Origin of the sequence: Virgibacillus doumboii (assembly GCF_902806455.1) — a bacterium.
Lineage (GTDB): Bacteria > Bacillota > Bacilli > Bacillales > Amphibacillaceae > Lentibacillus > Lentibacillus doumboii.
The window spans coordinates 220,277-236,113 of sequence record NZ_CADCWQ010000001.1 but is presented as its reverse complement, the minus strand read 5'-3'; the positions used below and the strand labels follow the sequence as shown (position 1 = coordinate 236,113).

Genomic DNA, 15,837 nt, shown 5'->3' with positions numbered 1-15,837 from the left:
CTATACCCGATTATACCATTTCCTATACAAGCTCACACCGTTGTAACGTCAGGTAGGCATGTGTGGAAATCAGATCCTTGCTGTCCTGCTTTAACACACTCACATATGGCTGTGTTTTATCAATATAATCCCAAATACTATGTGGAACATGACGTTCACAGACAAGGATTATTTCGGCTCGGTTAATTTTACCTTTCAACAGTTCATAGCTTTCTTCATAGGGATTGTGAAGTTCTACTATAAATCCGTGTTTTTCCAATCGGTATTTATAATCGTTCATAAACCTTGATCCCAAAACCAGAATATTGAATTTGCCAAAAAAATTGTATTGTTTTTTTGGCGATTTTGTTCTGGTATGTTTTTGTTTGGCCTGTGGAGTTCTTGGAGGCCGTAATGAAAATAGGTGCAGAATGTTTACCCCTTCCTGGCGAAAAATAGCCCTAGCTGGTGTATTGATGGAAAGCTCACTATCGCTCAAATTTTCAATTACCGGGTAAACTTGCTGTCTGTCACTCTCGGAGAGGTCTACAAATTTCCAGCTATCATTTACATAGATTAGATAACCGAGACGATTTATTTTATTTGTATTGTGTGTATTCTGAAGATGGTACGGCCTGGTTCTTTTTTTGGTTTGATAGGCAAGTAAATTCACACGCCGCATAAGCAGATAAAACAAATTATGGGGACCGCGGTAGAAATGCGGGAGGTTGCTGGTGGTAATGGAGTCTTCAATCAGATTTAATAAATCGGGCAAATAATCACTTGTAATATGCTGTTTCAAATATGGAAACAGATACATCGGATTTTTATAAATCTCTTTCTCGCGATTGCGATGAACGAGAACTTCTTTCCGCAAATCTTTTACCTCTTGTTCGAGATTACTATATTTTTGATGGGATAGCAGATCATAATTTTCCAATTGACGTTTCAGCGAGGCATTTGATTGTTTTAATTGTTTGACCTGATTCGTATGCGCAGTCATTTTGTTATTATTTTTCCGGCGTTTCTTTCGTTCAGCTTCCAGTTGCCGAACTGTATCTTCTGCCTTTAACCGCTCTTCTCGTTCCAGTTGAATGGTATGTTCCTGCTGCTTTATCTCTTTTTCGAGGGTATTTACTTGTTTAAGCGATTGTGTAAGTTCCCAGCAATCATGTTTAAGCCTGAAAACTTCTTTCCTATACTCCTGTAATTCCTGCTTTTGCTTTTTAATAGTCTTCTTATTCTGCTCCAGTGTATTTCGAACTGTATGTAAATCCTTCTGCGCTCGTTTGCGGAGCTTCTTTTCCCGTTGATAGTTTTCAGATGCTGACTCAGATGGGGCATTTGGGGATTTCCGGTTTTTGTGCGACTTATTTTTATAAAATTGCTGATTCCGCTCCAGCTGCTTACAACGCTGTTTACCAGAATTCTTTATGTCTTTTTTATAAATTGTGTCTCTCACTATACTCTCCTCCCGGTGATGATTGCATAGTACTATTATACTAGATTTTTTACAGCAAAAGCTATTTTTATTTTGCTTGACGCTCCAATGTGATCAGGTTAATTTCCGGAGGGTTAAACAAGCGAAACTTCAGGAATAAGATGGAGTCACTGCTTCCAAGACCGGTACTGACATACTGCTTCATTTGCTTGTATTCCCATAATCCATTCACACGGTCTTTTGGTGGAAAAAAACTGTTGTTGTACCAGGGCTCTGGAACGAATAGTGCACCTACAAACGGCAGGCGGATTTGGCCGCCATGATAGTGTCCAGCCATGATTAAATCAAAATCTCTTAAAACTTTGCTGGAGCTATTTTTGATATAATCGATTCTCGCATCAACCACCGGGTAATGGTTGAGAGCAATGACTGTTTTTTCATCCTCTATTTTTTCCATGCCCTCCCAAAGCTGCTTTCGATGCGCGATATACTTTTCATTTGATTCATATGGCGGGGTGACCACGCCGTTACTTATGCCAACGTGTTCAGAATCTTTCACAATAGCCAGCTCGAAATTCACAAAGTGGACTTCCGATCCATCTATTTCTGCTGTATCTATTGATTCCAACAGTTTGACACCTCTTTTTTCCATCCCTTTAATGAACTCACTTTTTTCGATATCCGGGTTGAATTGGTAACTGTATGGATCAGTATTTCCTGGTACGAACCAGGCATTTTCTTTATTCGTAATACCTTCGAGCAAAGTGTAAAAAGAGGTGAAATCGGTGCTTTGCGTGCTATCCAGCATGTCCCCTGTGAAAACAATCGCATCATAATTGATGGCATTTATCGCGTCTATCAATTTTGCCTGATTGTTGCCAAATTCTTTTTCATGCAGGTCTGTAACATGAAGAATCCGGAACCCTTTAAGTTGTTCCGGGAGATCTTCTATCATGACTTTTTGCTCTGTGATCGTTATTCGGTTATTGTCCCATATGGTATAAACAATTAATACAACAAATGCGAGTAATATTCCTAGTAGAATCCTTCCTCCAATCTTTTTCAAGACTGATCACCGCCATCTTATTGTGTAACTTCCGTTTGATTCTGTAATAAATAACTGAATGTGCTTCTTTTCTCACCTGCCAGCTGGGTGAACCCGCCTTTTTGGACGATTTCACCTTCTTCCAGCACAACCACTTGGTCGGCGTTTCGAATCGTTGATAGACGGTGCGCAATTACTATGATTGTCATTTTCCCTTTCAGCCTATCCAATGCTTCCTGGATTTTTGCCTCATTTTCCGTATCAAGTGAACTTGTTGCTTCATCCAGTACAAGAATAGATGGGTTACGCAAGATTGCGCGAGCCAAAACAAGCCGCTGCCGCTCACCGCCGGATAATTTTATCCCGCGATCGCCAATTAACGTATCAAGTCCATCCGGCAGCTTACTCACAAACTCTGCTGCCGAGGAGAAATCAAGGGCATCCCACATTTGTTCTTCACTCGCATCAGGTTCTACTAAAAGAAGATTGTCTCGTATACTCGTATTAAATAGGAATGGATCCTGTGGTACGTAGCTGATGGACCTTCTCCATGCTAATAACTGATCACTGGTTAATGGTACCCCATCAATAATGACTTGCCCCTTTTCCGGTTTATTTAATCCCAATAAAATATCAATTAATGTACTTTTCCCAGCACCCGAGCGCCCTACAAATGCCATCATTTGGGTTGCGGGGATGGTAATGTCAATATCTTTAAGTGCATAATTATTTTTACGCTGGTTGTATCGGAAATGGATGTGATCACATTCGATACCATTCTGGACCTGTAACGGTATAATTTTTTCTTCTTTATTTTTCTCAAATTCCCTTGCAATCTTACATTCATTCTGTAACGCTATCACTGCTTTAAATGATGGAATCGTTGATGCAATTTGTTCCAATGATGCTTGTATACCAGCAACTGTTGGCCATAACCTGGAAAAAATCGCTGTTATTAAAAGAAGTTGTGCTGCCTGTGCCTGAAACATCATTAAGGCAAAATAAATAAACACAGCAATTAATAACGCTGATGCTACTTTGTAATATAGTTGTGAGGTTGCTTTTAATCTTGTGTATTCCACTTGTTGATTTTTCATATCTTTAGTAATCGATTGAAACCAAACCATTCTGGAATCTTCAAGTGTGTTACTTTTAATATCTTTAATCCCATTCATCTGATCCGTAACACCCCCAAGGTATTCCCGGCCTAATTCAAAATTTCTTCTTCCTAAGGCAAGTGACCGTTTAAGGAACTTACGATTAAAAAAGATGAGAATCAAACCGCATAGCAATACAAAAATGGTTATACTGGGTGAGAGAATGAAAGCAAGACCAATTTGAATGGCGGAAAATGCCGTAGATGAAATAAACTTTAATACAGAATACGCCCCCATACTCGAACGACCAATTTCTGATGTCAGAATGTTTACCAAATCCGATTTTCTTTGTTTGACAAAAAATTGCCAATTTGAATGAAGTATTGACTTATAGGTTTCCACCTGCATGTATCGTAGAAAACCCTGTTGTATTTCTGTATTCTTCACTGTTAACTGTCTGCGCACGATATTTTGACCAATTACAAGTAAAACATAAAAAGTTAAAATCACAGGAAGTCCAATAAGAGGGGGGATATTTTCAATAAAACCAAGATTGTTTAAAAGAGGGATTCCCTCTACACCCATGTCGATAATTCCACTTATACTGATTAATGGTATCAGTAATAAAATAGCTACACCTTCTAATAAACCAATCCCCGTCATTGCCATAAGATTTATATAAACAATTTTCCCAGAGTAAGCGTGTATTTGTTTTAAAAAATAAATGATGGATTTCATCATCGTCCCCCCTATGAAAAGGCAATTTTTCTCGTCTTCCGGTAAGCCCACAAAATTGGCCGTAATGGAAAATAGAGAAAGTGCAAGGTTTTTGGTAATGGTAATGTTTCTACATCATCTGGATAAGGGTATAAGAAACTCAATAAAAATAACCATTTCTGCCGCCAACCCATCAATGAAAATAAATGATGTTTATGAAAGTGCGCTACATCTTCCGGAACCGGATCTGTGTGCAGATTAATCCTATTTTCCAAATAATATACCGCCTGCTGAGCTAAATGCATTGTCGATTTAGCTTTCATTAATCGCTGCATTTCATGACTTATCCCCGAATTTAAAAGACAAGATGCCAATAAAAGTCCTTGCCCTGCAGGCTTTTTATAGTAACATACTCTTAATTTATCATTTACTTTTTTCCAATCTATTTCTTGTTTAACCAATTCCTGAATATCGACCAACCAGCGAAGCCGTGACCAGCCGTGGCGTGCACCATGAGACGTTAGAAATAAGAATAAATCCTCTTTCCCTAATAAATAAACTGGAAAACTAGTAAACTTACTTCTATTTTTCCTCTCCCATAATTCCTGAAAACCAGGTTCTTTAGCGGGACCAGGATTTAATCGCCAATGAATTTCCATTTTGATTTGTTGCTGGGGATGATAATAAGTTACATGGTGATGTCGCCATTTCCAATCATTAAGTACTGTTTTTATGTAATCATGTTTTTGATAGCCCTGTTCGGCAAGCAATCTATCCGTTTTTTCCAGTTCCTCAATAGGAACCAGGAAATCTAAGTCACTGGAGGTTCTTAGTGAAATGTCCCCATACAATAAATGACCAAGTGCCGGCCCTTTTAATAAAATGAGTGGAATCCGATTTTCAGCAAACAGTCTGCTGATATTTTCCGTCACTGCACTGAATTTCAGCATTTGCAATGTGTTTTTCTTGTAGTAAATGGAAATATAATTCACCACATCCGGTGGTACAATTCCCCCGTCAAACTGTTTTAATTTTGAATAGATAATCGGGTATAATCGGTGATGAAATAACAATTCTATAAATGCTTTCCAATCAATATTCTTATAAACTATTGGATTGATAGTAGCAATATCTTCGTTTTTTAATAGCTCAATTATGAAGCGAAGTTCATTTGGTACGTTGGAGATATCAAGATTGAACCGTTTCATATCGTTCTCTCCTTACTTTGACAAGGTTTTTGCAAACTTGTTGACAACTGTAAAACGTTCCATCCCTGCCGCACCAGTTATATAGAAAGGGCCACTGCGCAACCAAGCATGGGCAATTAATTGGCCCGATTCATCTTTTGCCATTCCCAGGTAAAGCGTGCTTTCAATGTCCCGTTTTTCCAGCATCTTCATTGCGGCAATTGCTTTAACAAGGCATTCACTTTCCCAAAACGTATACTTGCTCATGATTTGTATCGCTTGGGATATTCCTCCCAACTTCCTTCTGTATTCAGGATTTAGATTGGTCGATGTTTCTTTCATTTTTTCTCCCAGTGAAGGGGCAATTTTTGAAAAGGGCATCCCTTTTAGCATACGCCCCCAGGCTAGATAAAAATATGCTTCGAATAAGAGCACTTTCATTTCCATATTTAACGACAGAAGTATGTTTACCTTTCGCATCTCGCTCTTTCCCCTTCTTAAGCAGACTCTACCTTTACTAAACCTTCTTCTAATAAATGATCTATGAATCCAATAGTCTGATCCCTGCATTCACTTTCTTCTACATCATATTGCGCTACTAACGAACGAATCAGGTCATGAATTGATGCAGGTTCTTTGATAAACTCCCAAATCTCCCCGCCAATTTCACCAAGATTGTAATACTTTCCATTTTGGATACTTAACATGACTTTTTCTCCATCCATGTCACTGACAATATTTCCTTCTATCTGACTTACAATATCGTTTATTGAGATTGTTTTATTCATATGTCTTACTCTCCCTTGTTTATTAAATTTAATATGTTATCCACCAATTCATGAGCAGTGAATCGTGAACTTGGTCTCATTATTTGATAAAAATCAATCCGATTTACCATATTGGCTGAAAACTCAAAGTGCCACTCCATTAGTCCGGAACGATTAATCATAAAGTTCCGGTAGGTATTATAGTAGAGAATAGGAAACCGCTCTAATTGCTGAACAGGTAATATTTCAATTTCATGTTGATCTGTTTTATTCAATTCAAAAATCCCCGCTAAGGGCATGGGTTTATCAAGAAAATGGTCGGTAACAGGAATTGCAAATTTTGTTTCTCTATCATAAATAGGTTTAAACTGATTAGACTTGAGGCCGAACTGGTCCAAACTTTCCTGCCATAATTTTTGCTGTGGATAGGAAGGTATAACAATCGGAACATTTTCCTCAGATAGCGTCACAGCTATGACATCATCTGTAAGTAATTGAAAGCCCCGATTTACAAATGCGGAAGCCAGCGTTGATTTTCCTGCACCGGAATCACCTACAATAGCATAGGCTTTCCCATCAATAGCAATGCAGCTTCCATGTATAGGTAATATTTTTCGTTGCATGAGTGCTACACCCAAACACGTGCCAAGTATATAAAGTCGGATCTGGTCATCGTTTGAGCCTTCGAAAGGAGATACCGAAATTCCCCTTCCATCTTCAATTTTGTAAATGGCTACATCGGGAACCCTGACCATGCAAAGGTTTTCTTTGATGTAGTAATAGGAGTCTGTTTGGGCATTTTCCAGCCAAAAGATAGATAGGTCTTCTTTCTTGATTATTAAATCTGAATCACAATCTTCATTACTATTACGTTTTAATTCAGGTAAAAAATATTCACTTAAAATGTTTAATCCAAATGCTGCATAGGATGTGGCTTTAGTTGTTTGAAACACTAGTTACTCACCTACTTTTTTATGATAAATAAAATATTGCAAACAAATGAAACGTAGATCTCTCAACACTATTGTACAGTCTCAAAAAATAGTAATCTTTTCTATATTAAAGAATAACCCTTATACAAACTGGTATGTATAAGGGTCAATGGAATTAATGTTGAATACGGCTTACAATAACCAAAATGATAGTTGGTTCATAAACATCATATTGGTCCATAACTTCTACCCTGGTCCCGCATCGCCTGATTACTATTAAACTTCTATTAAATATGGCAATACAAACAGACCTAGGTAAAAACTATCGAATTTCATAATTTAACTACCGATGTTGCCGCCTCCGCCATCGTTACCGCCACCACCTGGATTGTCCGGGTACCAACCTTTATCATTGAAATCAAATATTGCATCATGGCCACCTTTCCAACTACCCAGCATTGTCTCTCTAATATCCAACAATTCTAGTCTTGGCTCTTTCCATTTCTTTTTCATATGTATCACCTCCTTCAAGGTCAAATGATTGTAGAAATCGATATACGATTATACTACGCATTAGGACTCTAAGATCAGGATTAGGGGTAAAATCACCTTTTGGAACTTCCATTGCTTTAGAAAGGGCATTTTTTACCGTCCCCATATTCAAATATTGTGCCATATCCTTATCTTTCACTAGCTGTTTCGCCTCTTTAATTAAATCTGTCCAGCAGGGTATCATCCGATGAACCCAATCCGCTGCTTGAAGTCCATATTTTGTTTGGTTTAACCTCACTTCATCCGGCAGATACCCTTTTGTTGCTTTTCTGATAAGCGCTCGGTTCATTCCGCTATTAATAAATTGATCCAATGGAATAGCCATACAATAATTTATCACACGGATATCATTGGTTGGATCACGCATTAATAATCCATATTGCAAAGATAACTTCGAGAATGATATTCCATTTGTATTCCAAATAAAATCTTTACCAACAAGGTATTGCCTTTCTTTAAACATGTTGAGTTCGGGGAATCCATCTTCTCCCATTCCATATTTTTGAAGTTTATCAAACACGTTCATCTCACTAGCAAAATGAGGATTAATAAGCATCGGAAATTGATAGTCGTCTTCATGGCTTAAAAAAGGAAAGGCCTTTTTACTTATAACTTGAAGTACTTTTTTCCTCCCTACTCCAATATTACTGCTAAAAGATTTAAGTTCACGGGCAAAATGAATCCATTTCATACGCTTTAATAAATGACTATAATACTCTAATCCCGGATCCCAAGATATTGTAAAGTTTCCTCTCGCTCCGCTTAATAAAATCCCAATATCATCATTACTCGCATGTTCAAAAATACCTTTCATCCAGAATGAATTCTCGAAAAATTTATAAGGCGTTTCGATAACTTCCAGCCAGTCATCGATATCTGTATAAGAATTTTTATCATCTAGACTTAAATAGTGATCTTCAATATTTCCTACATAATCAACGGTTTTATTGATAAATGGGCGTTCGTCAGGGAAATGATGTCTTGGTGTATAATCGTTAAAATCTTCCACAGGAATCGAACTGTAGGTATGTAATCTCTTATTTTGTTTTTTCAACGTTTTTGCAGCAAAACTAACAATCGATCCTGAGTCGAGTCCACCACTCAATTGTGATCCAACTGCTTTAAATGTACGTAATCTTGAGTCAACCGCTTTCTGGAAAACATCACGGAAAGCCTCAATGTATTCTTCATCTGACTTGAATCTAATTTTTTCGTCAAATGATAGTACATGATACTTAGAAAGGTTCACGCTTCCATTCTTTACAGTAATCGTATGTGAGGGAGGAACTTGTTGAATATCCTTAACGGCAGTTTTTAATACATCAACTGAGTCAATCATGTTCGGAATTGCCAAATACTCAGCCAGCCACTCTTCATTTAATTTCTTTTTTACATAGGGCAGTTTTAGTAATGGTTCCATGACTGTACAGAATGCAAATCGCTGATCATCATGGTAATAATAAAGCGACCTTGTTCCGGAAAAATCTCTTGCCCCAAATAACTTTTGGTTTTTTTCATCCCAAATCATAAAAGCAAAATCACCAATCAAATGTTTTACAACTTCATCTCCCCATTTCGAATACGCAAGAAGAATCAATTTACCGTCCGGAATCACTTTCCTTTCCTCACGATGAATTCCTAATTTATCAAATAGTTCTTCCCGATTATCAATCATTGCATCTGACGTAATTGCCAATTGTCGATCATAATCATATAAAGGCAATTGTTCACCGATTGATTCCGGTGTAACCCACTGTGCATGGCACCCTAAAAACACATTTTCTTTGTTCCAGGTTTGCACGGCATCTGCAGGAAACTTGCTTAATGCCTGCATCATTTGTTGTCCATGAATTTTGGGAACAGTGTCTTTTACATAATAAATTCCAGCAATTGCACTCATCGTATCTTCTCCTAAAAAAGATCATCGTTTGTTCTTTAATAAGAACTATAAAATCATAAAAAAAGCTGTTGCTTAATTTGCTATAATCTAAATTGTGTCCAAAACAGTATATTAGGTGATTAATGTGACTTTACACCTGTATGGTTCTATATAAAGAACATACCCCATTTTGAGTGGAATTTCAATACTTATTTCTAATTTTTTTATAACCCTTTCATAAATGCATATATAATTAAGCCATTTGGAACACAATTCGTGTTGCCAGCCAAGCTTAACTGTTTCAACTCTTACTTGGAAGGTGCAATGCCTTTTTCAATCTATTTATCAGGCACTATCCGGAGTTGGAAATGTAGTTAATTAGACTTACCTCATTTTAAATAGTAAATTTTGCTTATCTCGCCTAATATGCCTACTTTCCCCTGTCGAAAATAATAACTTTACTTTATACAGCAAGCTAGTAAGATAAAGAAATTCTATGCCCTTATACAATAATTGATGCATAAGGGCATTTAAAAATAAAACATTAAGTCAGGACTAGAAATTAACTCTTATGAAGATGCGCTACTTCATCCTCATCTTCAAACGTAGCATCCACATCCCTAATCCCCGGACCTTGCATTGTCATGCTAATATCCAGCACTTCCAACACTGGCCTTTCCCATTCTTTCTGCATATATTTCACCTCCTTTAAGATAAAATGCTTTTAAGAATCTATAAACGATTAAACTACGCATTAGAACCCTGAGCTCCGGATCAAATGCGTAATCTAATCGTGGTCCTTCCTTAAGCTTGGAAATGGCAGTCTTCAATAGTTTAATATTTAAGAATTCCGAAACGATGGGATCCATAACCAGCTGCTGCAATTCTTTTATAAAAAGTCCCCAGGAAGGTGTCATCCGATGAACCCAATCAGCCCCTTGAATGCCTCTTACGCTTTGATTCAACCTTACTTTGTCAGGTAGATATACTTTTGTAGCCCTTCTAATAAGCGCCCTGTCTAATCCATTTCTCACAAATTGTTCTTCCGGTAAGGCCAAACAATATCGAATTACCCTTATATCATTTGTTGGATCGCGATTCCATAACCCATAACGCAAGGATAATTTTGTTCCGGATGTTCCAGTCGAATTCCACATATATTCCTTTTCAAAATGCTGCTTCCTAACTTCATATATATTAGGTTTAGAATCTCTGTTTATATCAATTCCGTGGCTTTCTACTTTATTAAAAACATCCATCCTTTTGGCAAATTCAGGATTAATTAGCATTGGCAATTGATAAACTTCTTTTGAGCGGTTTAAGGATGGGAATGCCTTCTTTCCAATAAGTTGAAGTAAGCGGGCTTTTTTATTTACTCCGTTGTTTATGCTATAACGCTGCAATTCACTATTCAGACGAAACCATTTCATTTTTCTTAATAAACCCGCATAATAGTCCAAAGCCGGTCCCCAGGATATTGAAAAATTCCCCCTGGCGCCGCTTAATAATACTCCGATTCCTTGTTGTTTAGCCTTCTCAAAAATTCCTTTCACCCAGAAGGAGTTCTCAAAAAATTTATAAGGCATTTCCATTATTTCAAGCCATTCATCTATTTCTGAGATAGAACTTTTCCCTTCAAAGTTCAAATAGTGGTCCTTAATACCCCCTACATGTTGTACAGTTGATTCAACAAAGGGCTGTTCATTAGCCATTCTGTGTCGTGGCGTCCAATCTTTAAAGTCACTTTCCGGAATATAACTAAATGTATGTAATTGTTTATTCTTCTTTCTCAATGTTTTAGCAGCAAAACTGACAACTGCTCCTGAGTCCAATCCGCCACTCAACTGGGAACCAACAGGAAGATGCGTACGTAATCGTGAGTCTACCGCATTTTGAAACACATCTCGAAAAGCATCAACATAATCCCGATCATTTTTATACTTTATCTCTTTATTAACAACCAAAGTATGATATTTTGAAATGTTTACTTGTCCTTCGACTACTGTAATTGAGTGGGATGGAGGAACCTGTTTGGTACCTTTAATTACAGTTAAGGAGCCATCTACCGCATCAATCATGTTCGGTATAGCCAAATATTCAGCAAGCCATTGTTCATTCAATTGCTTTTGAATATAAGGTAGCGTTAACAACGGGCCAATTGCTGTACAAAAAGCAAATCGCTGCGGGCTCTTGTGAAAATAAAGCGTTCTGGCACCAGAAAAATCTCTTGCCCCGAAAAGCTTCTGCTTCCGCTCGTCCCAAATCATAAATGCGAAATCACCAATTAAATGCTTAAGTGTTTCTTCCTCCCATTTATAGTAGGCAAGCAAAATCAACTTGCTGTCGGGCATTATTTTTCCTTCGTCTTTATCAATCTGCAACTTCTGTAACAATTCTTCACGATTATCAATTATTGCATCAGCAGTAATAGCCAACTGTCGCTCATAGTCAAAATAAGGCAGTTGCTCCCCAACTGATACAGGCGTAATCCATTGTGCATGGCAGCCTAAGAAAGTATTTTCTTTTTGCCATACCTGAACATCATCAGCGGGGAATTTTTGTAATGATTTCATTATGCCGTGACTATGTTCTATCGAAACAGGTTCATTATTTAAATTATAAATTCCAGCGATAGCACTCATAATTACCTCCATAGTAAAATGTTAAGTTACTTTCTGCTCACTAATTTTATGTTTTACAGGTATTTGGGTAGCCCGCCTAATCAGCAAAAAATGAAGGGATAGCATGAATAAAATCGCTATCCCCTGGAGCATCTTCATATCCTTTCTTGAAAATCATACCTTCCACCTTTTTACCCTTTTACATTGCTGTTTTGTTCGATTGCCTTAAATGCTTTCTATCCCCGATAAACGATAAAAACAAGATCTTAATTTTATTTAATAAGCTGTTAAAAAATATGAAGAAATAGTATGAAATAAAGAAAATTGTCAGCACTAACATAAGGTTAAACCAAAAATTGTTTCTTAAATAACTTATATCCAGTAATTTAAATAAAAGAATAATTATACTTATTACAAACAAATGTGAGACATATATTCCTACTGCATTTTTGCCTACTTTAGCGATGAATGTGTTTCTTCCTGTTGAAATGTTTTTTAACGTTATCAAAAAGAGACTGATAGTTAAAGGGGCCGTTGTTGCATAATAGTCACCGAACATTTTTGTCCCATCCAATATTTTAACTGTTAGAAACCATTCACCAATTTGAATCAATGATAATAATAGGAACAAATAAACAAAGATACTTGATTTAATCCCACTGATCTTCTTGATAATCCAGTCGCGATGCATTGCAATATAGCAACCTATCGTTGTATAAAACAACCCGAAAAATAAAGCATCTCTAGTGTGTATCGGTAAACTGAAGATGCTCGAGTATGTCTGTCCGAAAAGTCCGATTATGTTAAGGACACAGCTCACAATCAATAGAAATTTAAGTTTATTAAATCTTAAAGCAACATACAAAATAACCATTGACCAGATAAGTGCAGTCAAGAACCATAGATGATAGGACGTCATTCCGCTTCCATAGTAAAGATCATTTACATTCACATATGATGTTATGTAATCCAGTAATTCAGCTTTTACGTTTAATCCCATATAGACTGCAAGAACCACTTGTATAGCAAGGTCATAAATCAGATAGAATAAGTACCATATAATAAACAATCGGATTAATTTAGTCACATACTGGTTAAAATACGCCCTGGAATTGTGCTGTTTGATCTTCCGGGCAAAGAAATAGCCTGCAGCAATAAAGAAAAAGGGAATAACCCATCTTGGAAAGACACGAATGATAAAACGGATATATTCAACTTCCTGCCAATCATAGCCATAAGTCACCGTGTGTAAACTGACAACTAGAAATACTGCAATACACTTCATAACATCTATTGTAGAGTTTCTTTCCAAGTGGAAGCCCATCCCTTCACAGTAAAAGCTTTTTTCTCAGTTATTAATCGGTGTTTTTCCGATAGTATCCAGCCATGCTGCCAAAGCCAAACTCTCAGGCAGTTCCACATCATCAAACGTAATAATCTCACCTTCCTCAACCGGCTGTTTCATGACTGCATTTACAAGCAAGCCAATTGGCACATGATTTTTATGCCCTGCAATTTTTACTGCTTCGCCTCTAACCTGGAAACTGCCAATGCCTTTTTCAATTTTCTCTCCAGGCTGAAGTGTTCTTTTGGCTATTGCTGCAACACTGACAGCAGGGTTTTCACCATTATTTAAAAGGACACCACCGCCATTTATGACCCGTTTAATCGTTTTTACCACTTCCAGGTGACATAGATGATAGTTTTGCAGAATAGTATAGTATGGTCCTTCGCCCATCTTGAAATAGCGTAGTGCATCCTTTTGCCGACTGTCATGTTCTGCTGTAATAAACACCCCGGGAGGAGCTTTTGGTGCGAGCACAAATTCAGAAATGGGATACCCTAACTGTTTAGCCTCTTCAGCTAATTCTTCCCCTGCTTGATTTAAATCATCTGAACTGGGAGCAAGCAGACCATCAACGGCAATTCCAGCACCAAGGCCATTAGCAACCAACGCCTGCTCCACCTGGACTTTTGTTCCATCGGTAAAAGAAGTTGTCATATCAAGGCGGACACCATTTCGTTTTGACCAATATTTCATGTCTTCCAAGTTCGGATCCAATTTCATAAAGCCTTTAATGTTTCCATATACCAATGGCTTGAAACCCATCTCTATCACATTTTCATGCAATGAGGCCAGACATCCCGGCTGGTCGCCTTCCGCTTCAGTGATAAACCCTCTTTTTGCAAAATAAGAACCGGTAGTAACCTGAAGCTCAGCATTCATCGTTACCACCGGTTTATCAGCCTTCATGGCCTGATCAATAACTTCTGTTCCATAAATAACATCCCCGCTGCATTCCACAATTAAATCGCTGTTTTCAATAAATTCCTCCACTGAATTCGTTAGTGTCTCCGGGAAAGGGTAGTCAGACACTGTACTGATGCGACGCCTTGTAAGAACTTTAGAAAGCTCTAATTCAGATTGTTTTTCCACCTCCAATGCAATTCCCTTACCAATCAAACCTGTACCTGCAATACCGATTCTCGATATTTTACTCACTAGTTTAGCCTCCTTCTTAATAAAGAACAATTAGTTTAAAAAAATACTTCTTTACTTTGATGAACTAACTTTGAAGCTTCATCCTTTTCTATCTCTAAAATACCTCCGTACATGTTTACCTGTTTCATTATCTTCTGCCATTTAACTAATTGCTTATACCAATTTAACGTTATGGTTTGCTCTGTTTTTTCAAGTGTTCCACTCGCCAACTTCTTATAGATTTCCTGTGCCCCATCTGCTGCAATATATTTTGCTTCCCAATTTAAAGCTTTTTCGATCTTATCAAAATTAGCACGATAAGAACGATGATCAGGATCGCCATACCAGTCAATCTTCACATCAATAGGCAATGCTGCTGCAATTTCCTCAGCAAGTGGCCCTAATTGATAGTTATTCCTGTTCGAACCCGTATTAAATATTTCCCCATTTATTTTATGAACTTCTGATTCAAGCAGCAGACACATGACATCAGTCGTATCTTCCACATGTACCATTGGTCTCCATTGAGAACCGTCCCGCATTAGTGGAATTACGCCGTTTTCCCATGCACCATACGTCATTCCATTTATCGCCAAGTCAAATCGCATTCGCGGTGAATAACCATATACCGTCGCTTGCCTCATTACTGTTACGGTAAAATTATTATCAGCCAATGGTAGAACCCCGTGTTCAGCTTTCTCATTTGCTTTGGCATAGACTGTTAATGGATTTGTTTTTGTATTTTCATCAACTATTACCTCTTTATCCTGGAATCCATAAATGCTGCAGGATGAAGGCAAAATATATCGTTCTACACCCATCTTCTTGGCTAGAGTTGCTGTATTAACTCTGGCTAAATGGTTTACTTCATAGGTGACTTCTTTGAAAAGTTCTCCGCTTGGATCATTGGAAATTGCCACTAAATCAATGACAGCATCCACATCCACAAAATGTACTTCTTTTAACCGGCGGCAATCTTCATTAATAATGGTCAAATTAGGATGTGACTGTAATTTATCAACACCAAAAAAGAACCGGTCGATCGCTTTAACATGGTATCCCCGGTCCAACAATTTGGGTACAAGGATACTGCCAATGTAGCCACCTGCACCTGTTACAAGTACGTTTTTCATGAATC

The 15,837-nt window shown here is 37.6% G+C and carries 13 protein-coding genes and 1 pseudogene; all 14 read right to left on the bottom strand.

Annotated features, from left to right (window positions below; genetic code table 11):
• Nucleotides 1-22: 22 nt before the first annotated feature.
• Nucleotides 23-1,441 (bottom strand): hypothetical protein, encoded by a 1,419-nt coding sequence (locus G6R02_RS01145; protein WP_164667436.1) that lies wholly within the window; start codon nt 1,439-1,441, stop codon nt 23-25.
• Nucleotides 1,442-1,508: 67 nt separating this feature from the next.
• The gene (locus G6R02_RS01140; RefSeq protein WP_164667434.1) at nt 1,509-2,486 is read right to left on the bottom strand and encodes a metallophosphoesterase; all 978 of its coding nucleotides are present in this window, start codon (nt 2,484-2,486) and stop codon (nt 1,509-1,511) included.
• A gap of 17 nt (nt 2,487-2,503) precedes the next feature.
• Nucleotides 2,504-4,300, bottom strand: coding sequence for an ABC transporter ATP-binding protein (locus G6R02_RS01135; RefSeq protein ID WP_164667432.1), 1,797 nt, complete (start codon nt 4,298-4,300; stop codon nt 2,504-2,506).
• An 11-nt stretch (nt 4,301-4,311) separates the two neighbouring features.
• Entirely contained in the window at nt 4,312-5,487 is a 1,176-nt protein-coding gene (locus tag G6R02_RS01130) for a nucleotidyltransferase domain-containing protein (RefSeq protein ID WP_164667430.1), read from the bottom strand.
• Between the two features lie 12 nt (nt 5,488-5,499).
• On the bottom strand, nt 5,500-5,946 hold the full coding sequence (locus G6R02_RS01125) for a lasso peptide biosynthesis B2 protein (RefSeq protein WP_246202484.1): 447 nt from the start codon (nt 5,944-5,946) through the stop codon (nt 5,500-5,502).
• 17 nt (nt 5,947-5,963) lie between these two features.
• Entirely contained in the window at nt 5,964-6,254 is a 291-nt protein-coding gene (locus tag G6R02_RS01120) for a lasso peptide biosynthesis PqqD family chaperone (RefSeq protein WP_164667428.1), read from the bottom strand.
• 5 nt (nt 6,255-6,259) lie between these two features.
• Complete coding sequence (locus G6R02_RS01115) at nt 6,260-7,186, bottom strand: HPr kinase/phosphorylase (protein WP_164667426.1); 927 nt, start codon at nt 7,184-7,186, stop codon at nt 6,260-6,262.
• A gap of 318 nt (nt 7,187-7,504) precedes the next feature.
• On the bottom strand, nt 7,505-7,678 hold the full coding sequence (locus G6R02_RS01110; protein ID WP_164667425.1) for a paeninodin family lasso peptide: 174 nt from the start codon (nt 7,676-7,678) through the stop codon (nt 7,505-7,507).
• Nucleotides 7,632-9,617, bottom strand: a complete 1,986-nt coding sequence (locus G6R02_RS01105; RefSeq protein WP_164667424.1) for an asparagine synthase-related protein — start codon at nt 9,615-9,617, stop codon at nt 7,632-7,634. The genes G6R02_RS01110 and G6R02_RS01105 overlap by 47 nt, the downstream gene beginning before the upstream one ends.
• A 541-nt stretch (nt 9,618-10,158) precedes the next feature.
• Nucleotides 10,159-10,290: a paeninodin family lasso peptide gene (locus tag G6R02_RS01100; protein WP_164667423.1), complete on the bottom strand. Its 132-nt coding sequence runs from the start codon at nt 10,288-10,290 to the stop codon at nt 10,159-10,161.
• Nucleotides 10,291-10,318: 28 nt separating this feature from the next.
• Nucleotides 10,319-12,238: pseudogene (locus G6R02_RS01095) on the bottom strand (asparagine synthase-related protein); the annotation flags it as partial.
• A 178-nt stretch (nt 12,239-12,416) separates the two neighbouring features.
• Nucleotides 12,417-13,529, bottom strand: coding sequence for an acyltransferase family protein (locus tag G6R02_RS01090; protein ID WP_164667421.1), 1,113 nt, complete (start codon nt 13,527-13,529; stop codon nt 12,417-12,419).
• A gap of 36 nt (nt 13,530-13,565) precedes the next feature.
• Nucleotides 13,566-14,720, bottom strand: coding sequence for an SAF domain-containing protein (locus G6R02_RS01085; RefSeq protein WP_164667420.1), 1,155 nt, complete (start codon nt 14,718-14,720; stop codon nt 13,566-13,568).
• 35 nt (nt 14,721-14,755) lie between these two features.
• A complete protein-coding gene (locus G6R02_RS01080) occupies nt 14,756-15,832 on the bottom strand; it encodes an NAD-dependent epimerase/dehydratase family protein (protein ID WP_164667418.1) in 1,077 nt (358 codons plus the stop codon).
• Nucleotides 15,833-15,837: the final 5 nt, after the last annotated feature.